This is a genomic window from Cytobacillus sp. NJ13 (assembly GCA_030348385.1).
GTDB lineage: Bacteria > Bacillota > Bacilli > Bacillales > Cytobacillaceae > Cytobacillus.
Genome location: JAUCFP010000006.1, coordinates 1,719,597 through 1,738,379 on the forward strand (window position 1 = coordinate 1,719,597; position 18,783 = coordinate 1,738,379).

Here is an 18,783-nt window from a genome sequence, read left to right on the forward strand (position 1 = left end):
CTCCTCTCAAAACTTGGTGTTAATCATCCGATCCGCTTTTTTCTTTGGCTGCGGTCAGGAGTGCTGTATACCGTGCGGCATCTTCCGGGTTCATCTTCTCCATAATGGCAGCCAGCGCGTCAGAATTAACATTTGATAATATTTTTACAGCTTCCTCATCCTTCATCTCAGTTAAAATGGGTGCTGCTTTTTTAGCGGAAATATTTTCATAGGTCTTTACGATATCTTTAAATGCCCGCTTGTTTTCTTCCTTTATAGCCGTTAGCTCGCTGATTTCGTCTTCCAGCCTCTGCTTTTCAAGACCTGCTCTCTCAATTTCCAAGTCTTTGCTGTCAAGCTGGCTTTCCAGCTGAGATATCCTTACTTCACGATCTTTAACTTCTGCCTGCAGTCCGATAAGCTGCTCCTCCATCACTTCCTGTGAACGGGAGTTTTTCTCATCAAAAATGGCAGCTAAAAATGGCACCTTTTGGCTATATTCTCTGGCTGTTTCAAAAATGTTGTTTCCTGATAATGTGAAAACGAGCAGGGCTACAGTTATTCCAAAAAGGATCGGGATCAAGAAAGCGAATATAAACCATTGAAACCTGCTTGTTTTGGGTGTCTCTTGTTCTTCTGGCATTCTTTCCATTTAACCACCTAATTTCCTCGATTCATATACAGCTGAATCGAGATATCATCCATTTGCCTTCCTTCTGCTTGCTTCATGCTTTCCAAAAAGCCAGCTAAATCTTTTTCCTGCATTTTTTCATATTTCTTTACTTCAATATTCTTTTCCATTAGTTTTTCCTGCTGGAAATTCATTTGAGTACGTGCATTGGCGACCATCTTTTGATAATGGTCAATTGTCTTCTCAAGGCTGCTCACAAAATGCTGATGATGCCTGATTTCCTGAACCGGAAGACCTTCAGCCAGCCTTGATTGCTGATATTCTTCCAGATCTTCTTTCTTTTTGAGAAGTTCGTACAGTTTCCTGGCAGTTTCTTCAAATCGTTTGACAGCCTGATTGTATACATCAATCGCCTGATCTTTTTCTCTTTCTTTTATCTTCAGGATTTTATTGAACTTAAATTGATACTGCAATTTTTATTCCCCTTTTCCAGCTAATCCTTTTAATTGTCCAATGCTTTCCAAGATAGAAATTTTTTCATTCGTTTCCTGTTTCAAGAAAGAGATAATCGAAGGATATAATCGAATGGCTTCGTCTATTTCTATCGATGACCCGCGCTTATAAGCTCCAATATTAATTAAATCCTCTGCATTAATATATGTGCTCAGCATTTCCCTTACTTTTTCAGCTGATTTTATATGGGAGGCATCTGCAATATGGTTCATAACCCGGCTTACACTTTTCAGGACATTTATAGCCGGATATTGTCCTTTGTTCGCTAATGTACGATCCAGAACAAAGTGTCCATCCAGTATTCCCCTGACTGTATCAGCGATTGGTTCATTCATGTCATCACCGTCGACCAATACGGTATAAAATGCAGTTATAGAGCCATATTCGTTTGTTCCTGTTCTTTCAAGCAGCTTAGGAAGGACCGCGAAAACAGAAGGCGTATACCCTTTTGTTGTTGGCGGTTCACCGACTGCGAGGCCGACTTCCCTCTGGGCCATAGCCACCCGGGTTACTGAATCCATCATTAACATGACATTTAAGCCTTTGTCCCTGAAATACTCAGCAATTGCTGTGGCCGTGTATGCCCCTTTAATTCTCATGAGTGCCGGCTGGTCTGACGTAGCTACAACTACGATGGATCTCTTCAAACCTTCCGGTCCGAGGTCCCTCTCAATAAACTCCCTTACCTCTCTGCCCCTCTCGCCAATAAGAGCGATCACATTTAAATCTGCATTGGTATTCCGGGCTATCATTCCAAGAAGTGTACTTTTCCCTACACCGCTTCCGGCAAATATCCCGACCCGCTGCCCGTTTCCTACTGTCAGCAGGCTGTCGATCATCCTTACTCCTACTTCAATAGGTTCTGAGATTGGCGGCCTTTTCAGCGGATTAGGAGGCGTTTGTTCAGTTAGGACTGGCGTCAAACCCTTTGGCAAATTCGCCTCATCGAGAGGCTGTCCCAGTGAGTCTATTGCCTGTCCAATAAGAGCTGGACCAATTTTCACCTCAAGAGGTCTAGATGTTGTCTCGACAAGAGAGCCTGGTGAAATATCCTGTACATCTGTAAAAGGCATAAGAATCACATTCTCATTCTTAAAGCCGACTACTTCCGCCTGGATCCTTCTTGTGCGTCCTTTGCCTATATGAATAATGCATACATCCCCAATAGAACTTTCCGGGCCCTGAGACTCAATCATCAAACCGACTACTCTTTTTACTCTTCCAAAACGCTTAAAGCTATCAATTTTATCCACCTCATTGATCAGCTGTTCAAGTTTCAATTTGGCTCACTCTCCAGCATCTCAAAGAGTTTTCTTTTTATTTCTTCAAGCTGGCTGTCAACACTGGCTTCAATTCGTCCATTTCCTGATTCAATTATGCAGCTTGTATCGCTTAGTTCTTCATCTGGATAAATATATAAATCTGTCTCTTTTGGAAATACCCGGATTAGTTCATCCTTATGGGATAGAATCAAATCATAATGCATAGGGTGTACATGGAGCTGAATCTCAGTGTACTCTCTCGCTTCCTTTAGTGCTCTTTTTACAATGGAAAGGAATTGGTCACTATTTTGATCAAGCACTTCTCCAAGAATTTTTCCTGCAACCTTTAATCCCAAATTTAGAATGGTCTGTTCTGATGATTCGATATGCTGCTGGTAATCATGTTTGGCTGAGTTTACAACTTCTCTTGCCATATGGATCAGTTCACTGTATTCCCGGAGACCGCTTTGTCTGCCTTCATCAGCGCCAGCAGCAAATCCTTCAGAGCGGGCTTCCTCAAGAACCTTTTGTTTTTCCTGTTTCAGCGCTTCGAGCTGCTCGTCCATTTGCCGAGTTTTATTTTCTGAATCTATTCTCGCAGCATTTACAATCCTCTCAGCTTCCTCACGGGCACTGTTCAGCATGGCTTGAAGCTCTACATCTGTTCTAGCCGCGTTTTGCTCAGATGCATCTTCAATATGGTTTAAATTGCATTGCAGCAGTCTGATAGAAATGACTTTCTTTTCTTCTTTTGGCACTGCGGAAGAATATGATTTAATAAGCCTAGACAATAATATCATCCCCTCCGCCGCGAGCGACGATGATCTCTCCTGATTCTTCTAATCTTCGGATAATGCCGACTATTCTTGATTGGGCTTCCTCAACATCTCTTAATCTCACAGGACCCATGTATTCCATCTCATCCTTAAAGGTTTCAACCATTCTGGATGACATATTTTTAAAGACGATTTCCTTAACTTCATCACTGGACACTTTCAATGAAAGCATGAGGTCCTCACTTTCACAGTCGCGGATAACACGCTGTATGGCGCGGCTGTCAAGGGTAACGATGTCCTCAAATACAAACATTCTCTTCTTGATTTCCTCAGCAAGCTCTGGATCCTGAATCTCCAGTGCATCCAGAATAGTCCTTTCTGTCGCCCGGTCAACCCCATTAAGAACATCCACAACCGATTCAATGCCGCCGGTCTGAGTATAATCCTGTGTTACAGTAGAAGACAGCTTTCTCTCAAGAATCTGTTCAACTTCATTGATAATTTCAGGAGATGTGCTATCCATAACGGCAATCCTTCTTGCAATATCCGCCTGCATTTCCTGCGGCAGCTCTGACAGGATTTGCCCGGCCTGCGCTGGCTCAAGATAGGACAATATCAATGAGATTGTTTGAGGATGCTCATTTTGAATAAAATTCAGGATTTGTGCCGGATCTGCCTTTCTGGCAAAATCGAATGGCCTTACCTGCAGAGAAGACGTCAGTCTGTTAATAATGGCCGAAGCCTGCTCGGTACCGAGTGCTTTCTCGAGAACTGTTTTTGCATAACCAATCCCGCCCTGAGTGATATAGTCCTGTGCCAGGGCAATTTGATGGAATTCTTCAAGTATTTCTTCTTTAGCAAACGAATCAACTTTTCTGACCCCGGAGATTTCCAGAGTCAATTTCTCAATTTCTTCCTCGCTTAAATGTTTATAAACAGAGGATGCAACATCAGGACCGAGTGAAATAAGAAGAATTGCCGCTTTTTGTTTACCTGTTAGTTCTCTTTGCTCTTTTTTTGGCATTTTTCATCCTCCTTAGTCTTCTGCGATCCAAGTGCGAAGCAGTTTTGCAAAGTCTTCAGGCTTTTCCTTCGCCATTTTTTCCAGCTGCTTGCGTCTCATTGTACTTTCTGTTTCATGCTCGTCATTTACATCCGGAAGATTGAATGTCTCTGCAGTTTGTGCTTCCATCTCTTCTTCTTTCTTCTGCTTCTTTCTCGCTTTAACAAAAAGGAAGATTAATAGAGCAATGATTAAAAGCAGTACGCCGCCGATTGCATATATCCACCAAGGAATTCTGGTGCTAGTCTCATTAGAAAACTCAACTTTACCATTGAAAGGCTGTACGGAGACGACAATTTTATCCTGAATTGCTTCATCTGTTAATTCAGCATCGGATGAAGCATCCTTATTAATGGTTGTACGAATAACAGTCCCAAGTATTTGTGTAATATCATTAATTCTTTCCTGCGGAAGTGATGCAGGATCATCAGCTGTCGGCGGTTCCACCATAACCTGAATGCCCAGGTCCCTGACTTTATAAGGACTTTCGACAATCTCCCTGCGGATTTTATTTACTTCATTATTAATAGTCTCTTCTATCCGTTCATAATCCCCATTAGAATTTCCGCTTTCCTGATAAGTAGCCGAATCAGTGCCTGCAGGTTCATCGCTGCCGCCAGCCGGAGTAAATCCTCCAGCAGCATCGCCATTGCCAGTAAACGTTTCCGTAATCTTTTGAGCACTAATAGCTATACCTTCCATATTTTCTTCATCAACAGGTGTAACGAGGTTTTCTTCTCTGTTTTCCTGGGTAAAGTCAATATCGGCGGTTACAGATACAACAACCTTATCCTGCCCCATTAAAGTGCCCAGCATATTCTGCACCTGCCGCTGTACATCGCGTTCTATCTCTTTTTTAATATCATGCTGTGCTGCAAAGGTGCTTTCAGGTGAAGAATTTTGTTTATTTTTTAAGTCAAAATACTCAAAATACTGATTAGTAATGACGATATTATCAGTGGGAAGATTTGGTATACTTTTCGCAGCCAGGTGATAAAGCGCCTGGATTTGCGATTCTTCAAATTGGTATCCTGGTTTGGTGTTAAGAACAATAGAGGCAGATGCTTCCTCAGAAGAATCATTTACAAAAATGCCTTTCTCTGGAAGGTTTATCATTACCTTGGCATCGTTTACTCCATCGATCCCTTTCATCAAATTCGCAAGTTCAGTCTGCATTGCTTCCAGCTTTAGGACATTAAATTCATTTTCAGTCATGCCAATGCCAGCATTTTGGCTGAAAAACGAATAATCAATGCTTCCGGATTTCGGAATTCCTTCTGCTGCCAGTTCTACTTTCAGAGTATCTACTACCTCTTCAGGAACCTTGATCGTTGTTCCGCCATCTGCGATTTCCGATACAACGCCCCTGGTATCTAGACTTTCTTTTATCGTCCCAGTCTCAGAGGGTGTTAAATTGCTGTATAGTGGAACGAGAGTAGTCCTGGTGCTTAGGATCGCGGCAGCCGCAATCAGCAATATACATATTGCAGCAGCACCAATCATAACCGTCTTCTGTTTCTTTGTCCTGCTGCCCCAGTATTCTTTCACTTTACCTATATATCTCTGTAGTGTCTCATTCATCACAATCCTCCGGTTATTCTGTCTAAGCTAATAACCGCCTTAACTAGTTTTTAGCTTTAATCATTTTCATTCATTAAAAAATTGAAAAAACCTCACCATTCAGTGGATTCTTTCAATTTTTTTAAAATTAAAGAATTAGACTTGCATTCTCATCGCTTCCTGATAGGCTTCAATTACTTTATTTCTAATTTCCAGCGCAGCCTGCATTGTAATGCTCGCTTTCTGTGATGTAATCATCACCTGGTGAAGGTCGACGTTTTCTCCCTTTGCAAGCTTTTCAGTCATAACATCTGACTGAATCTGCGCATTATTTATTTTTTCAATTGATTGCTTTAAAACGGACGAAAAACTTTGCTGAGCATCGAATGCTGTATATGTATGAGTCTTTTGATTTTCAGCAGGCATTAAAGCATTCACTGGCATAAAAGTTACAGTATTCATTTAACATTCTCCTTATTTGCCGATTTCCAAAGCTTTCATCATCATGCCTTTAGAGGCATTAAAAACAGTTACATTGGCTTCATAAGATCTTGTTGCACTCATTAGATCCGTCATTTCTCTTAAAGGATCCACATTTGGCATTTCAACATATCCATTCTCATTAGCATCGACATGTGTTGGATCATAAACCATTTTAGTTGGCGTCTCTCGATCTTCTACAATTCTTGACACTTTTACACCGTTTCCTGCAGAGCTTCCGCCTTTTCGGCTCATTGCCATATTTAAAAAAGAAGAAAATTGACCTTCTTTCGGTTCCAATACTACTGACTTCCTTCTGTAGGGTCCATCTCCATTCACACTTCTGGTAGAGTCCGCATTGGCCATATTCGAAGAAATCACATCCATGCGGAGCCTTTGGACAGTAAGAGCCGATGCTGTATTATTCATACTATGAAACATAGACATTACTATTTGCCTCCCCGCAATACATTTTGCAGACTAGAAAACTTACCGCTTACTCGTTCAATCACTGCATTATAATAAATCTGATTTGCAGCCAGATCAGCCATTTCCTTATCTACATCTACGCTATTGCCATTATGATTGTACGAAGCATTGCGTTTTGTAACTACACCTTGTCCTGAGGTAGATCCATACTTAAAGTCATAATGCCTGAAATCACTTTTGTTTGCTTCCATTGATCCATTTAGAGCGCTCTGAAAAGCCTCTTTAAAGCTTGCATCTTTTGCTTTATAGTTTGGAGTATCCGCATTCGCAATATTTTGAGATATTACCTTTTGCTTAAGCGAAGAGTAATCCAATGCTTGTTCTAAAGTTGATATAGTGCCTGAAAACAGTTTCAATCATAACACCTCATATAAAAACAATTTTATTTTGGTAATTATTGTAGAAATTTGGTGATAATGGACAAATTATGTCATCATAAACATTATTGTAATGAATATGAAATAATATGTCTATGAACATAAGGTTAATTTTAATGATTCTTTTGTCCTATTTTCGACAAATCTTTTAAATATGCTGAAAGTTATAATGTTTTTTCTAATAATTACCAATAATACAAGAATTCGTTCTCCTATCTAATTTTATTATATATTTCACTGGTAGGTAATTTGGATCATTCAATATAAACACCGCAATAACTAATTATGTAATATAAGACTAAAATCCTTATAAAAAATGATAAAAATACATAAATTTACCAATAAAATATGTAATCTATTTGTAAAAAAAACCCGTCTTTAAAGGACGGGTTTTTTAGCGGCTATATTAGTTTGATTTAAGTTTTTCTAATTCAACCAGGAACTTATCGTTAAGAACTTTGATATAAGTACCTTTCATACCTAAAGAACGGGATTCAATAACTCCTGCACTTTCCAGTTTTCTTAGGGCATTTACGATTACAGAGCGCGTAATGCCTACACGATCAGCAATTTTTGATGCTACAAGTAGCCCTTCGTTGCCGTTAAGCTCTTCAAAGATATGCTCGATCGCTTCCAGCTCACTGTATGAAAGAGAACTGATTGCCATTTGTACAACTGCCTTGCTGCGTGCTTCTTCTTCAATTTCTTCCGCTTTTTCACGAAGGATTTCCATACCAACAACAGTAGCACCATATTCAGCAAGAATTAAATCATCATCATGGAACTGTTCCTGCAATCTGGCAAGAATTAATGTACCCAGACGCTCACCGCCGCCGATGATAGGAACAATTGTAGTCAAACCACTTTCGAAAAGATCTTTGTTTTCAACCGGGAATGCAGTATATTCACTTTCTACATCCAGATTTGATGAAGTTTCCTGGATGTTAAATAAATTTTTAGTGTATTCCTCAGGGAATTGACGATCTGCCAGCATTTGCTTCATGCGCTCATTTTCAATTTGCTGGTTTACAGCAAATCCAAGCAGTTTGCCTCTGCGGCTCACTACGAAGATATTTGCTTCGATTACATCACTTAGTGTTTCTGACATTTCCTTGAAGTTAACCGGTTTTCCGGCCGCTCTTTGAAGCATTGCATTAATTTTTCTTGTTTTTGTTAATAAATCCATTGTATTTCCTCCTATTTGCTACAACCCATAAACATATATTTTGTTAAGATTAAATAACTTATTACTTCATGAACATTCGTAAAAAATTTAAGATTCATTTCTCGTGTACCCTATGACATGGTTCTTTAAACTATGGGTCATAGGATAAACTGGCTTAAATCCTTATTGCGGGAAATGGCTCCCAGTTTCTCCTCAACATACTGAGGGGTAATTGTGATTTTTTCCATTGTGATATCCGGTGCTTCAAACGATAAATCCTCAAGCAGTTTTTCCATGATAGTATGAAGACGCCTAGCACCGATATTATCTGTATTTTGGTTAACTTCGAAAGCAAATTGAGCAATCCTACGAATAGCATCGTCAGAAAATTCAATTTGTATACCTTCAGTTACCAATAATGCTTCATATTGTTTTATTAATGCATTATCGGGCTCAACGAGTATTTTGTAGAAATCTTCAACAGTTAGTTTCGTAAGCTCCACACGGATCGGAAAACGTCCCTGTAATTCAGGAATCAGGTCGGAAGGCTTTGCCATGTGGAATGCCCCGGCAGCAATAAACAATACATGGTCTGTCTTTACAGAACCGTATTTGGTTACTACTGTTGAACCTTCTACCACTGGCAAAATGTCTCTTTGTACACCTTCCCTTGAAACATCAGCTGAAGAACCCCCGCTGTTTTTGCTGGCTATTTTATCGATTTCATCAATGAAAATAATTCCTGACTGTTCAGCACGGAATACAGCCTCCTGGCCGACTTCGTCCATATCAATCAGCTTTTGGGCTTCTTCATTTGTTAAGATCTTTCTTGCTTCCCGTACAGTCAGTTTCCTTTTCTTCCTTTTTTTCGGCATAAGGCTGCTCAGAGCATCTTGCATATTCATGCCCATTTGCTCCATACCTGAGCCCTGCAGCATGTCAAACATGGAAGGCTGCTGCTCCTCTACTTCAACGGTAATAACTTCATTTTCCAATTCGCCAAGTGCAAGCTTCTCTTTTACAATCTTGCGCTTTTCCTGGAGGTTTAAATCTTCTGTCTGATACGTATCCTGCTGCTGATCATTACCTCCGCCAAATAGCATTTCGAGAGGATTTTTATAGTTAGCTGCCTTTTTGGCACCCGGCACAAGCAGTTCAAGGATGCGGCGGTTGGCACTTTCTTCTGCTCTTTCCTTTACACTGGCCATCTTCTCTTCTTTAACCAATCGGACGGATGTTTCCACAAGATCCCTGACCATGGATTCAACATCTCTTCCCACATATCCGACTTCCGTGAATTTGGTTGCCTCCACTTTAATAAATGGGGCACCGACCAATTTAGCCATTCTGCGCGCAATTTCAGTTTTTCCGACTCCAGTTGGGCCGATCATCAGTATATTTTTAGGATTTACTTCATCCCGCAATTTTTCTTCAAGCAAGCTGCGGCGATAGCGATTTCTAAGTGCAACAGCGACTGCTTTTTTTGCATCTTTTTGACCGATGATAAACTGATCCAAACGCTCAACAATTTGGCGGGGAGTTAAATTTGTTCCTTTACCCATGCAACAGCACTCCTTTTATTAGAGTTCTTCCACAATGATGTTGTGGTTTGTATATACACATATTTCCGCAGCCATTTCAAGTGAGGCCTTCGCAATTTCTCTTGCTGACAAGTGTTCGCCTGCAAATCTCTTTAAAGACCGTCCAGCTGCAAGAGCATAGTTGCCGCCTGATCCAATAGCCAGAATTCCATCATCCGGCTCAATAACTTCACCTGTACCGGAGATAAGCAGCAGACTATCCGTATTCATTACGATAAGCATTGCTTCTAGCTTGCGCAAAACCTTATCGCTTCTCCACTCTTTTGCAAGCTCCACAGCTGCTCTCTCAAGGTTTCCATTATACTCTTCAAGCTTTCCTTCAAACATTTCGAATAACGTAAATGCATCGGCTACTGAGCCCGCAAATCCGGCCAGCACCTTACCATTAAATAGCTTTCTGACTTTTCTTGCAGTGTGTTTCATCACAACTGCATTTCCAAAGGTAACCTGGCCGTCGCCGGACATTGCACATTCTCCATTATGATGCACAGCAAATATTGTTGTAGCATGAAATTCGGACATGAAAGACTCCTCCTTTGGAGCATATTGCCTTTGATTTTTTCTGCAGACTATTCGGTATTTACATTCTTCTGCTAAGCCCGCGGATGATGGGCCATATAAGTTTTTTTCAAGTATTCATTCGTAACATGTGTATATACCTGGGTTGAAGATAGAAATGCGTGTCCAAGTAATTCCTGAACTGTTCTCATATCAGCCCCATTTGCCATTAAATGCGTCGCAAATGTGTGGCGAAGCATATGGGGATGGATTTTGCCTGATAAGGATGATTTCTCGATAATCTTATCCAGTATAGTCCTGATTCCCCTTGCTGTAAGCGGACCGCCTCGGGCATTCAGAAACAAATTATCCTGCACGTTCCCATTAGAAAGCAATTCTTTACGTCCATGGTTTATGTATGTGTCAAGTGCGTCCTGGGCAAAACTTCCGAAAGGGACATACCGCTCTTTACTGCCCTTGCCGCGGACAAGAACCGTTGATAAATACATATCCAGGTCTTTTAAGCGGATTTGGCTGCACTCGCTGACGCGGATGCCGGTTGCATACAATAGTTCAAGAAGTGCTTTATTTCTTTGCCCTAGAGGAGTACTTGCTTCACAAGCATCGAAAAGCTGCTTCATTTCCTCCTCATAGAAAAATTCCGGCAGCTTTTTCTGCGCTTTCGGAATGGAAACAAGTGCAAAAGGATTTTCAGCCACTTTCTCTTCTCTGAGCAAAAATTTAAAAAAGCTCCTTAAGCTTGATATTTTCCTGGCAACAGACTTACGGGACATCTTTTTATTGTATAGATCAGTAAGAAATATCCTGACATCCTGATACTCGACTTTTGTTAAATCTGCAATGGCTTGTTCAGACATGAACATAAAAAATTCACTAATATCATGCTGGTAATGCTCAATTGTATATTGTGAATAATTTTTCTCAATTTGTAAATATTCAATAAACAACTTTAAAGAAACGTTCACATTTTCAGACATTAAATGTTCACCTCGCAAGGGCTACTAAATAGTATCACAACTCAGCAGCCCAACGCAACATAATTTACAAATTTTTCACAAAGTTCTGAATTGTTCCTAATGCTCTTTCCGCATGTTTTTCATTTCTTTCTTTTTTCCCCCTGATTTTTTCAGGAAGTTCAGGAAATAAACCAAAATTAGCGTTCATAGGCTGGAAACTTTTCGGGTTAGCGGTAGTAATATAACGTGCCATGCTTCCAATCGCAGTCTCATGAGGAAACTCTATAGGATCCTCTCCTTTAACAAGCCTTGCAGCATTGATGCCTGCCACAAGTCCGCTGGCAGCAGATTCGACATACCCTTCAACCCCTGTCATTTGCCCTGCAAAGAATAAATCATCCCGGTTCTTGAACTGATATGTTGCGCGCAGGACTTTTGGAGAGTTGATAAATGTATTCCGGTGCATAACGCCATACCTTACTATTTCAGCATTTTCGAGACCTGGAATCAAGCGGATTACTTCTTTTTGCGGCCCCCATTTCAAATGTGTTTGAAAACCTACAATATTATAAAGTGTTCCGGCAGCATCATCCTGTCGAAGCTGAACAACTGCATATGGCCTTTTTCCTGTTTTCGGATCTTCTAAACCTACCGGCTTCATCGGCCCAAAAAGCATGGTTTTCTTTCCCCTGTTTGCCATCACCTCTATTGGCATACAGCCCTCGAAAAAGATTTCCTTTTCAAATTCCTTTAATGGAACTGTTTCTGCGGAGGTAAGAGCCTCATAAAAACGGTCAAATTCTTCTTCTGTCATAGGGCAATTCAAATATGCCGCTTCTCCCTTATCATAACGTGATTTCAAATAAACTTTATTCATATCGATTGAGTCTTTTTCTAAAATTGGAGCAGCCGCATCATAAAAATATAAATAATCTTCGCCGGAAAGATCTTTTAATTTTCCGGATAGGGCTTCACTTGTCAGCGGTCCAGTAGCGATCACAGTTGGCCCTTCCGGAATATCTGTCACTTCTTCGTTAATTACCGTTACATTCGGATGGTTTTTGACTTGTTCCGTTACACGAGCAGCAAAATCATGGCGGTCAACTGCCAATGCTCCCCCGGCAGGAACGGCACTGCTGTCAGCTGAATGGATGATAACAGAATTCAGCTTCCGCATTTCTTCTTTTAATACCCCGACTGCATTTGTTAAAGTATTTGCACGCAGAGAGTTGCTGCAGACAAGTTCTGCAAATTTATCTGTGTGATGGGCAGGAGTCTGCCTTACTGGCCTCATTTCATAGAGGTTTACTTTTATTCCCCTGCTGGCCAGCTGCCACGCAGCCTCACTGCCTGCTAATCCCGCTCCTATTACATTTACTGCTGTATCTCTCATAAAATGAACCTCCATATATACTTATGATGACAATGGCATGATTAATTTATATTTTTAAAAACAGTCTCTCTTACTTTACCCTGTTCTTATTCATTTTGCCATTTTACAATACGATTTAAAAATAATAAAGTTTCGTGAACGATTTGCATCTGCTGTACTTTGAGATAAACGAAAGAACGAAACCGGGCTGGAAGTATTCTGGATGCACATCCCTCAATAGAAAAGAGTGAGCATTTAAGCCCACCCTTAACTTTGCTTTTCTTCCTTATAGTCGCATTCAACACACTGAACCTGGACACCTTTTTTGAGTTTTTTCTCAACTAGAAGGTTATCACATTTTGGACAGCTTCTTGGCAGGGGCTTATCCCATGAAATAAAGTCACATTCAGGGAATCTATCACAGCCGTAGAAGATCCGGCGTTTTTTGCTTTTTCTTTCTATTATATTTCCTTCTTTGCACTTCGGACACTTCACACCTATATCCTTTACAATCGGTTTTGTATTGCGGCAGTCAGGGAAATTACTGCATGCCATGAATTTTCCATAGCGCCCCATCTTGAACACCATTGGATTTCCGCATTGCTCACAATCTTCACCTGCAGGTTCATCCTTAATTTCAACTTCCTGCATTTCTTTTTCTGCTTTCTCTAGCCGCTTTTCAAAGTCTCCGTAAAATTCATCAATGATTTTCACCCAATACACTTTGCCTTCTTCCACATAGTCCAGGTCTTTTTCCATTTTCGCGGTGAATTCTATATCTAGGATTTCCGGGAAAAATTCTATCATCAACTCATGAACGATTTCACCAAGCTCTGTTGGAACAAAACGTTTGTTGTCTAAGGCGACGTAACCCCGTTTTTGGATGGTATCCAGAGTCGGAGCAAAAGTCGATGGACGGCCAATTCCTTGTTCTTCAAGCGTTTTAACAAGTCTTGCCTCGGTATATCTTGGAGGAGGCTGGGTAAAGTGCTGCTTGGGTTCAATATCCTTCTTAAGAACCTCGTCTCCTTCTTTAAGGTCAGGAAGCATATTATCCTTTTCTTCTGACTGGTCATCCGTTCCCTCAACATAAACCTTCATAAAACCAGAAAATTTCACTTTAGAGCCAGTAGCCCTGAATATAACCTCACCGTTTTTAAGATCAACACTCATAGTATCCATTACTGCAGGCGCCATCTGGCTTGCAACGAAACGCTCCCAAACAAGCCTATATAGCCTTAGCTGGTCACGAGATAAGTATTCCTTTAAACTTGTTGGTGCTCTTAAAGTACTTGTAGGACGAATAGCTTCGTGAGCATCCTGGGCATTGCTGTTTTTCTTTTCTTTTTTCTTTTCACTCTGCAAAAATTCTTCGCCGTAAAAGTTCTTTATATAATCAGCTGCTTCATTTTGAGCAATTTCAGATATTCGAGTTGAATCGGTTCTCATATAAGTAATTAAACCGACAGTACCCTCTTTGCCCAAATCTATACCTTCATAAAGCTGCTGGGCAAGCATCATCGTTTTCTTGGCACGGAAATTCAATTTTCTTGCAGCTTCCTGCTGGAGTGAGGAAGTCGTAAAGGGGGCCGCAGGGTTCCGCTTTCGTTCTTTCTTTGTAACCGAAGCAACTTCGAATTTATTGCCTTCCATCTTGCTTAAGATATTCTGTACATCACTTTCAGATTTCAATTCAACCTTTTCATTTTCCAAACCATAGAAAGTGGCATCAAACGCTGTTTTTCCTTTCAAGAACTCACCATCAATAGACCAGTACTCCTCTGGTATAAAGCTCTTGATTTCTTTCTCTCGGTCAATTATTAACCGTACCGCAACTGATTGTACCCGGCCTGCACTTAAGCCTTTTTTCACTTTCTTCCATAGTAACGGGCTAATGTTATAACCAACAAGTCTATCCAGCATCCTTCTTGCTTGCTGTGCGTCTACCAAATCCATATTAATTGGTCGTGGATGTTTAAAAGATTCTTTTATTGCATCCTTTGTAATCTCGTTAAAAACAACACGGCATTCAGAATTCACATCCATATCTAAGCTATGTGCCAAATGCCATGCAATAGCCTCACCTTCACGATCCGGGTCAGCCGCGAGGTAAATCTTCTTAGCCTTTTTGGCCGCAGACTTAAGTTCCTTTAAAACTGGACCCTTCCCACGAATGGTTATGTACTTTGGTTTAAAGTTGTTTTCAACATCTATTCCGGTTTGGCTTTTAGGCAAATCCCTTATATGGCCCATAGAAGCTTTAACTTTATATTTTTTCCCTAAATAACGCTCAATCGTTTTCGCCTTTGCAGGTGACTCAACGATTACAAGAAACTCTGACATCAATAGTCCTCCTTGAGAGGGATTTTTAAACATTCAGGCAAAATCAATCTTGAATTGCGGTACTTCTTGCCCTGCTAAACTTGCCTGCTTTCATTTATCAATAACCTATAAAACAGCCTCAGGTTGGATATTTATATCCTGAGGAGCGGTTTAAGTGTCTTTTAGCATAATTGAATTAATATGAATTATTCTTCGCCAGCTTGCTGTTATCATCAGCTTTACTGCTTGCGTATTGAAATATTCATTATTATTCTACATTCTATTCAAGTTTGTCAAACTTAAGCGGAATATTTCCGCAACCGTTTCCAAGAAAAAATTCTAAAATGAATAAACAAGCAGTCTTTTTCTTTCCATAATACCTGTTGCAAAATGTATAACAGTTTTAATAGAATTTCAACCTTTTTGTAAAAATTCCTTTAAATTAACACAATTAATATGAGCTGATGTAAGAAAAGGAGCACTTAATTAATAACAAGGCTCCTATTTCATTTACTGATCAGTAAAGAAATTCTTCTAAAATATCTTCAGCTGATTTTACCAGTTTGGCGCCTTGCTGAATTAATTCATTGGTTCCCCCTGAAAACGGGCTAAATATATTTCCAGGGACTGCAAAGACATCTCTTCCTTCTTGAACCGCATAATTAGCTGTGATAAGGGAGCCGCTTTTGCTTTTTGCCTGGATTATCAGTGTGCCTCTGCTAATGCCGCTGATAATTCGGTTCCTCATTGGAAACTGCCATCTTGAGGGTCTTGTGTCTGGCGGATATTCAGAAATAACCAGCTGATTTTTCATCATTTCATATGCCAGCTTTTGATTAGCCTGGGGATAAATATGGAACAGACCGCCAGCTATGACACCAATTGTTTTCCCTTTATTTTTGATTGCTTCCTTATGCGCAATGGCATCAATGCCAGCCGCCAGCCCGCTTACAATAATAACCCCTTTTTCAATAAGCTTGGGAAACATGTATTGAATGGCTTTTTCTCCATACTCTGTTGCCTGTCTGGATCCGACAACGGCCAGGTGAGATCCGCTATTCAGAAGACCGATATCACCTCTCGCATAAATAACCCATGGCGGCTGGTACGTTTCTTTTAATAGCCTTGGATATTCCTCATCAAAAATAGTAATGGTTCTAATGCCATTTGGTGAGTATTGGCGGATTTGTTCCTGGATTTGATCGGAATGAAGATCTTGGAGTACATTTGAAGGACAATCTTGAGTGGTGAATATGCGGGGCATCATTCGGCGGGTTGAATCATTATACATACATTTTAATTGGGGATCTTTCTTCAGAATGTAATAAATCATCTTCCAGCTCATTCCTCTGCAATGATGGAGATGGGTGAGCCTCATATTAAATTCATTCATAGGGAGCCTCCTGAATAATTTTTAAAAGCGGGGTAAGGGCGGGGATACCTGGATTTGCCAATGCAGAAATAGTCCCTCAATTTGAGGGACTATTCTTGAATTATTTAAATAAAATTAATGAGTTTTACACTGATCATAAAGGCCTTTTTCTTTTAAAACCTTTATCAGGGTTTCACCCATTACGGATGGAGTGTCCGCTACTTGAATACCGCATTCATTCATAACACGGATTTTTTCATCAGCTGTTCCTTTGCCTCCTGAAATAATTGCGCCGGCATGGCCCATACGCTTTCCAGGAGGTGCAGTGCGTCCGCCGATGAAGCCTACAACTGGCTTAGTCATATTCGCTTTAACCCACTCTGCAGCTTCTTCTTCAGCTGTTCCGCCGATTTCACCAATCATGATTACAGCATAAGTATCTGGATCTTCATTAAATGCTTTTAATACATCGATGAAGTTTGTTCCGTTAACCGGGTCTCCGCCGATTCCAACAGCAGTAGACTGGCCGATTCCAGCTTGTGACAGCTGGTGTACTGCTTCATAAGTCAATGTTCCAGAACGGGAAACAACCCCAACATGACCTTTAGTATGGATGTATCCAGGCATAATGCCGATCTTACACTCATCAGGAGTAATAACACCAGGGCAGTTAGGACCTACAAGGCGAGTCTTCTTGCCTTCCATATAACGCTTAACTTTAACCATATCCAATACGGGAATATGCTCAGTGATACAAATGGCAAGATCCAATTCTGCATCTACGGCCTCAAGAATAGCATCTGCAGCAAATGGAGCTGGAACATAGATAACTGAGGCGTTTGCGCCTGTCGCCTTAACTGCTTCCTCCACAGTATTGAAGACAGGAACACCTTCTACTTCAGTACCGCCTTTACCCGGAGTAACACCGCCGACAATTTGCGTTCCGTATTCAAGCATTTGCTTAGTATGGAAAAGGGCTGTTGAACCAGTAATCCCTTGAACTATAACTTTAGTATCTTTATTAATAAATACGCTCACGTTAATTCTCCTTTCTGGTCTAAAGAGTGCCATCCTGCGTTCAAAGGTCATAAGCAAAAGATCTATCAGGCAATAACGCCTAAAGGGTTCCGCTATATGCCTTAGACACTGAACGGCCGCTCAATTTTGATTCTTAGCCTACTAAAGAAACGATTTTTTGTGCGCCGTCAGCCATTGATTCAGCTGCGATGATATCGATATCGGATTCAGCAAGGATCTTCTTGCCCAATTCAACATTCGTACCTTCCAAACGTACAACTAAAGGCACAGTCAAGCCTACTTGCTTCGCTGCTTCCACTACACCAGTGGCGATGACGTCACACTTCATGATTCCGCCAAAAATATTAACAAAAATACCTTTTACGTTTTTATCAGAAAGGATGATTTTGAAAGCTTCAGTAACCTTCTCAGCGGTTGCTCCGCCCCCAACATCAAGGAAGTTGGCCGGGTCTCCGCCATAGTGCTTAACGATATCCATAGTAGCCATCGCCAATCCTGCACCGTTAACCATGCAGCCGATGTTTCCATCAAGGGAAATATAGCTCAGGTCATATTTTGATGCTTCGATTTCCTTTGCATCCTCTTCTTCAAGGTCACGAAGAGCCATGATGTCTTTTTGACGGTAAAGAGCATTTGAATCAAAGTTCAGCTTTGCATCCAGAGCCATTACTTTGCCGTCACCAGTTACTACTAATGGATTGATTTCAGCGATGGAGCAATCTTTTTCTATATAAGCTCTGTATAAGCCCATCATGAATTTAACAGCTTGTCCGACAAGCTTTGATGGGATGTTGATATTAAAAGCGATTCTGCGCGCCTGGAATGCTGTTAAACCAAGTACAGGATCGATTTCTTCCTTGAAGATCTTTTCAGGCGTCTGTTCAGCCACTTCTTCGATTTCTGTGCCGCCCTCTTCAGAAGCCATTAAAACTACCCGTGATGTTGCGCGATCCAATACTAGACCAACATAATATTCCTTCTTAATGTCACAGCCCTCTTCAATCAGTAAACGCTTTACTTCCTTGCCTTCCGGGCCTGTTTGATGTGTAACAAGTGTTTTCCCCAGGATTTCACCTGCATATGTACGAACTTCTTCAAGATTTTTGGCAACTTTTACACCGCCAGCTTTACCGCGTCCTCCGGCGTGGATTTGTGCTTTAACCACACATACCTCAGTGCCAAGTTCTTTAGCAGCTTCAACAGCTTCTTCTACTGTAAATGCCACTTTTCCGTTCGGAACTGCCACCCCGTATTGTCTGAGGACTTCTTTACCTTGATACTCATGTATATTCATTTCCCATCCTCCTA

General features: G+C 40.8%; 18 protein-coding genes. All 18 read right to left on the reverse strand.

From position 1 onward, the window contains the following. Positions 1-19: 19 nt before the first annotated feature. The 18 genes from QUF73_08310 to sucC all read right to left on the reverse strand — a co-directional run bounded on the left by QUF73_08310 (position 20) and on the right by sucC (position 18,769). Entirely contained in the window at positions 20-631 is a 612-nt protein-coding gene (locus tag QUF73_08310) for a hypothetical protein (protein ID MDM5226214.1), read from the reverse strand. 8 nt (positions 632-639) lie between these two features. After that, positions 640-1,083 (reverse strand): flagellar export protein FliJ, encoded by a 444-nt coding sequence (gene fliJ / locus QUF73_08315; protein ID MDM5226215.1) that lies wholly within the window; start codon positions 1,081-1,083, stop codon positions 640-642. Positions 1,084-1,086: 3 nt separating this feature from the next. Then, positions 1,087-2,403, reverse strand: coding sequence for a flagellar protein export ATPase FliI (gene fliI, locus QUF73_08320; GenBank protein ID MDM5226216.1), 1,317 nt, complete (start codon positions 2,401-2,403; stop codon positions 1,087-1,089). Next, positions 2,400-3,185 (reverse strand): flagellar assembly protein FliH, encoded by a 786-nt coding sequence (gene fliH, locus QUF73_08325; GenBank protein ID MDM5226217.1) that lies wholly within the window; start codon positions 3,183-3,185, stop codon positions 2,400-2,402. The genes fliI and fliH overlap by 4 nt, the downstream gene beginning before the upstream one ends. Beyond that, complete coding sequence (fliG, locus tag QUF73_08330; protein MDM5226218.1) at positions 3,169-4,185, reverse strand: flagellar motor switch protein FliG; 1,017 nt, start codon at positions 4,183-4,185, stop codon at positions 3,169-3,171. Before fliG ends, fliH begins: the two co-directional genes overlap by 17 nt. 12 nt (positions 4,186-4,197) lie before the next feature. Continuing rightward, positions 4,198-5,805 carry a flagellar basal-body MS-ring/collar protein FliF gene (gene fliF, locus QUF73_08335; protein MDM5226219.1) on the reverse strand — a complete coding sequence of 536 codons (1,608 nt, stop codon included), beginning with the start codon at positions 5,803-5,805 and terminating at the stop codon, positions 4,198-4,200. A 135-nt stretch (positions 5,806-5,940) separates the two neighbouring features. Then, complete coding sequence (gene fliE, locus QUF73_08340) at positions 5,941-6,246, reverse strand: flagellar hook-basal body complex protein FliE (GenBank protein MDM5226220.1); 306 nt, start codon at positions 6,244-6,246, stop codon at positions 5,941-5,943. A gap of 12 nt (positions 6,247-6,258) precedes the next feature. Continuing rightward, positions 6,259-6,711, reverse strand: a complete 453-nt coding sequence (flgC, locus tag QUF73_08345) for a flagellar basal body rod protein FlgC (protein ID MDM5226221.1) — start codon at positions 6,709-6,711, stop codon at positions 6,259-6,261. A gap of 2 nt (positions 6,712-6,713) precedes the next feature. Beyond that, entirely contained in the window at positions 6,714-7,109 is a 396-nt protein-coding gene (gene flgB / locus QUF73_08350; protein MDM5226222.1) for a flagellar basal body rod protein FlgB, read from the reverse strand. 427 nt (positions 7,110-7,536) lie between these two features. Further along, entirely contained in the window at positions 7,537-8,316 is a 780-nt protein-coding gene (gene codY, locus QUF73_08355; GenBank protein MDM5226223.1) for a GTP-sensing pleiotropic transcriptional regulator CodY, read from the reverse strand. A 137-nt stretch (positions 8,317-8,453) separates the two neighbouring features. Then, the gene (gene hslU, locus QUF73_08360; GenBank protein MDM5226224.1) at positions 8,454-9,857 is read right to left on the reverse strand and encodes an HslU--HslV peptidase ATPase subunit; all 1,404 of its coding nucleotides are present in this window, start codon (positions 9,855-9,857) and stop codon (positions 8,454-8,456) included. Between the two features lie 18 nt (positions 9,858-9,875). After that, positions 9,876-10,418, reverse strand: coding sequence for an ATP-dependent protease subunit HslV (gene hslV / locus QUF73_08365; protein MDM5226225.1), 543 nt, complete (start codon positions 10,416-10,418; stop codon positions 9,876-9,878). 71 nt (positions 10,419-10,489) lie between these two features. Next, the gene (gene xerC / locus QUF73_08370; GenBank protein ID MDM5226226.1) at positions 10,490-11,392 is read right to left on the reverse strand and encodes a tyrosine recombinase XerC; all 903 of its coding nucleotides are present in this window, start codon (positions 11,390-11,392) and stop codon (positions 10,490-10,492) included. Between the two features lie 64 nt (positions 11,393-11,456). Continuing rightward, positions 11,457-12,764 carry an FADH(2)-oxidizing methylenetetrahydrofolate--tRNA-(uracil(54)-C(5))-methyltransferase TrmFO gene (gene trmFO / locus QUF73_08375; GenBank protein MDM5226227.1) on the reverse strand — a complete coding sequence of 436 codons (1,308 nt, stop codon included), beginning with the start codon at positions 12,762-12,764 and terminating at the stop codon, positions 11,457-11,459. Positions 12,765-13,010: 246 nt separating this feature from the next. After that, positions 13,011-15,086, reverse strand: coding sequence for a type I DNA topoisomerase (gene topA / locus QUF73_08380; protein ID MDM5226228.1), 2,076 nt, complete (start codon positions 15,084-15,086; stop codon positions 13,011-13,013). Positions 15,087-15,582: 496 nt separating this feature from the next. After that, on the reverse strand, positions 15,583-16,458 hold the full coding sequence (gene dprA, locus QUF73_08385) for a DNA-processing protein DprA (GenBank protein MDM5226229.1): 876 nt from the start codon (positions 16,456-16,458) through the stop codon (positions 15,583-15,585). A 114-nt stretch (positions 16,459-16,572) separates the two neighbouring features. After that, the gene (sucD, locus tag QUF73_08390; protein ID MDM5226230.1) at positions 16,573-17,475 is read right to left on the reverse strand and encodes a succinate--CoA ligase subunit alpha; all 903 of its coding nucleotides are present in this window, start codon (positions 17,473-17,475) and stop codon (positions 16,573-16,575) included. Between the two features lie 133 nt (positions 17,476-17,608). Next, complete coding sequence (gene sucC / locus QUF73_08395; protein ID MDM5226231.1) at positions 17,609-18,769, reverse strand: ADP-forming succinate--CoA ligase subunit beta; 1,161 nt, start codon at positions 18,767-18,769, stop codon at positions 17,609-17,611. Between the last annotated feature and the right edge of the window lie 14 nt (positions 18,770-18,783).

What these genes read in the sequence shown, in the direction of transcription:
- fliH (MDM5226217.1), bottom strand. Translation starts at nt 3,185, where the DNA reads ATGATATTATTGTCTAGGCTTATTAAATCATATTCTTCCGCAGTGCCA.
- dprA (MDM5226229.1), bottom strand. Translation starts at nt 16,458, where the DNA reads ATGAATGAATTTAATATGAGGCTCACCCATCTCCATCATTGCAGAGGA.
- trmFO (MDM5226227.1), bottom strand. Translation starts at nt 12,764, where the DNA reads ATGAGAGATACAGCAGTAAATGTAATAGGAGCGGGATTAGCAGGCAGT.
- hslV (MDM5226225.1), bottom strand. Translation starts at nt 10,418, where the DNA reads ATGTCCGAATTTCATGCTACAACAATATTTGCTGTGCATCATAATGGA.
- fliF (MDM5226219.1), bottom strand. Translation starts at nt 5,805, where the DNA reads ATGAATGAGACACTACAGAGATATATAGGTAAAGTGAAAGAATACTGG.
- QUF73_08310 (MDM5226214.1), bottom strand. Translation starts at nt 631, where the DNA reads ATGGAAAGAATGCCAGAAGAACAAGAGACACCCAAAACAAGCAGGTTT.
- topA (MDM5226228.1), bottom strand. Translation starts at nt 15,086, where the DNA reads ATGTCAGAGTTTCTTGTAATCGTTGAGTCACCTGCAAAGGCGAAAACG.
- codY (MDM5226223.1), bottom strand. Translation starts at nt 8,316, where the DNA reads ATGGATTTATTAACAAAAACAAGAAAAATTAATGCAATGCTTCAAAGA.
- fliE (MDM5226220.1), bottom strand. Translation starts at nt 6,246, where the DNA reads ATGAATACTGTAACTTTTATGCCAGTGAATGCTTTAATGCCTGCTGAA.
- xerC (MDM5226226.1), bottom strand. Translation starts at nt 11,392, where the DNA reads ATGTCTGAAAATGTGAACGTTTCTTTAAAGTTGTTTATTGAATATTTA.
- sucC (MDM5226231.1), bottom strand. Translation starts at nt 18,769, where the DNA reads ATGAATATACATGAGTATCAAGGTAAAGAAGTCCTCAGACAATACGGG.
- hslU (MDM5226224.1), bottom strand. Translation starts at nt 9,857, where the DNA reads ATGGGTAAAGGAACAAATTTAACTCCCCGCCAAATTGTTGAGCGTTTG.
- fliG (MDM5226218.1), bottom strand. Translation starts at nt 4,185, where the DNA reads ATGCCAAAAAAAGAGCAAAGAGAACTAACAGGTAAACAAAAAGCGGCA.
- flgC (MDM5226221.1), bottom strand. Translation starts at nt 6,711, where the DNA reads ATGTCTATGTTTCATAGTATGAATAATACAGCATCGGCTCTTACTGTC.